The organism is Mesorhizobium sp. M7A.F.Ca.CA.001.08.2.1, assembly GCF_003998455.1.
GTDB lineage: Bacteria > Pseudomonadota > Alphaproteobacteria > Rhizobiales > Rhizobiaceae > Mesorhizobium > Mesorhizobium ciceri.
Map to the genome: position 1 here is coordinate 1 of NZ_RZPW01000940.1, position 2,092 is coordinate 2,092.

The 2,092-nt window shown below is 61.5% G+C and carries 3 protein-coding genes and 1 pseudogene; 1 reads left to right on the forward strand and 3 read right to left on the reverse strand.

Features of this window, described 5'->3' with window-relative positions:
* The coding region (locus EN914_RS33220) for a HemK/PrmC family methyltransferase (protein WP_245497906.1) at nucleotides 1-544 on the reverse strand (544 nt) is incomplete at its 3' end.
* 443 nt (nucleotides 545-987) lie between these two features.
* On the opposite strand from EN914_RS33220, the pseudogene EN914_RS39580 reads away from it, so the two are divergent.
* Nucleotides 988-1,167, forward strand: a pseudogene (locus EN914_RS39580) (hypothetical protein); the annotation flags it as partial.
* Between the two features lie 268 nt (nucleotides 1,168-1,435).
* Here the strand turns inward: EN914_RS39580 and EN914_RS33230 are convergent.
* Both EN914_RS33230 and EN914_RS38795 read right to left on the reverse strand, forming a co-directional pair.
* Nucleotides 1,436-1,711, reverse strand: coding sequence for a DUF1488 domain-containing protein (locus EN914_RS33230; protein ID WP_024505329.1), 276 nt, complete (start codon nucleotides 1,709-1,711; stop codon nucleotides 1,436-1,438).
* A gap of 197 nt (nucleotides 1,712-1,908) precedes the next feature.
* Nucleotides 1,909-2,092 (reverse strand): hypothetical protein (locus EN914_RS38795; protein WP_206527296.1); only part of this gene is annotated, 184 nt, incomplete at its 5' end.

Sequence of the window (2,092 nt, forward strand, 5' to 3'; positions counted from 1 at the left end):
CTATCAGGGCAGCCACCTGGCGGTCCTGCCCCTGGCCGAACTCGAACAGCAGCCAGCCATCAGGCTTGAGGAAATCGATTGCGTCCCGGATCAGCCGCTGTTGGATCGAGATGCCGTAAGGCCCCCCGTCGAAGGCCTCGCGCGGCTCGCCCTCAAGCAGATGCGCGCTCTCGCCTTCGAGGCGCGCGGTCGAGATATAGGGCGGATTGCAGACAATCAGGTCCGCTGCGCCGATAAGCCCATCGCCCTCCAGCGCACCGAACAGATCCCCTTTCCGGATGGTGACCCGGGCCTGAAGGGCCAAGCGTTCGGCATTGCTCCGGGCGAGCGCGAACGTGCTGTCAGTCACGTCCACCCCCCAGACGCGGGCCGACGGAACTTCCGCCGCGATCGCCAGAGCAAGGTTGCCGGAGCCGCAGCACATGTCGATCACCATCGGGCCGGGCGCGCGATCGCGAAGAATCGCAAGCGCGCTCTGTCCGAGCAACTCCGTTTCCTGACGCGGCACGAGAACGCCCGGAGCCAGCTCGAGCATCACGCTCATGAAACGATGCAGGCGGGGCGTAGAACGGCCGGCTAGGGCTGCTGCTCTGTGCGGCACGGCGGTTCCTTACGTCATCCGACAGTATTGCATACACAGGACCTATCGCGCTCCGGTAAACGGCTGCTAAAGATATCGCCGCCGATACTGCGCAGCGCACCAACTCGGCCATATAGATGCGGCGTTGGTGCGCGGATATGAAATCGAGCGCATTTCGGTCTTTGAAGTTGCCGATTATAGCTGCCGGACTTGATGTCGGACAGACTCATGCGCACGCCAGCATGCGGTTGAGTACGCTGCAACCGACGGCAACCTCGGTCTGCTGAGCGGCGAACGAACGAGCCAGCAAGCTCTACATACTTCAATTGCGTCTGCCCGGGAGGCAGTCTGTGGATTCGAGGCGTGGTCTCGGCTAAGCATACCCGATGGACGACAGATCCTGGTTTATGAAATCCAGCATCGATCACGCCAAAGCAGCGCGAGCTGACAAGAACGGTGGAGGTGCTGCTTGAGGAGTTCGACGACGCGCTGAAGGAGGCTCGGCCGACTTCAAAAAGCGTGGGCGCATCCTCAAGATTATACTTTTCGGATCCTATGCGCGTGGCGGCTGGATCGACGAGCCGCATTTTCGGCAGCGGCAGAGCATCACGGGCTTCTTCAACAAGGAGCCTGACAAGGGCATGTCGGCGATCGAGTATTGCCGCACGGCGGCCCTTGGCGGTCGGCAGCGGTCGCGCCGTCGCCGACTTCGGCCGCAGATCGAAATCCCCATAGCCATCGACTGTGCCCCGCGGGTTCCTTCCTCGGGGACTTTCGTACGCCTGCCGGCGCCCGAAACTCTTCACGGAAGCAGAAGGTGCGGTTCTGAAACGAACTGGCCAGAAAAGGGCTCCCCTACCGGAAATCGGCGGCAGTCAAAGTGTAAGAGCTGCGGCGGTCGCGAGAATAGGCTTTGCTGGCAATCTTGTGAATGGATGATCGCAAGGTGTCGAAAGCTGAAAGGCATTTTGTTTCCGACGCCGTTGTCCCCACCAAGGCGATGTCCGATTTTGCCAGCGCCGCGATCTCGACGAAGAAACGCACCTCGAACATGCAGTCATGGCCGGTGAAGCGGACGGCGTTGCGGGCTTCATCGAAACTGCGGCTGGGATTGGGAAAGGAGAGCGTCATGATTGGCCCGCCGCTCTCTCGTGCGGGACAATTGGCGGCGCGGTAATCCACGCCGTGCGACGCTCGGCATTGCGCTGGTTGAGGGGGTCAACATGCGGCGTGTCGCATCGGGGCGGCTGAGGCCGGCCATGGCAACGCCGTCTCCGTGTGCCGGAATTCCCGAGAAGACGTGATAGACGGTCCAGGAACGATCCGCTTCACGCGGCGTCCGTATTGGCGATTTGTGAAGTCGCGTCCCGGCGCGCCACTTTCGTGTTCCCAAATCCGAAGCGCGGCGGCATTGCACTGCCAATCGGTTTCAGTGTTGCGGACAATCGTGACGTTGGCCTTTCCTCATTTAATCGCTTCAGAGGCGAGAACGCCCGAATAGAGCGTTGCGCC

Bases quoted from the DNA above. Each gene is read 5' to 3' on its own strand.
- EN914_RS33230 (WP_024505329.1), bottom strand. From the start codon at position 1,711: ATGACGCTCTCCTTTCCCAATCCCAGCCGCAGTTTCGATGAAGCCCGC.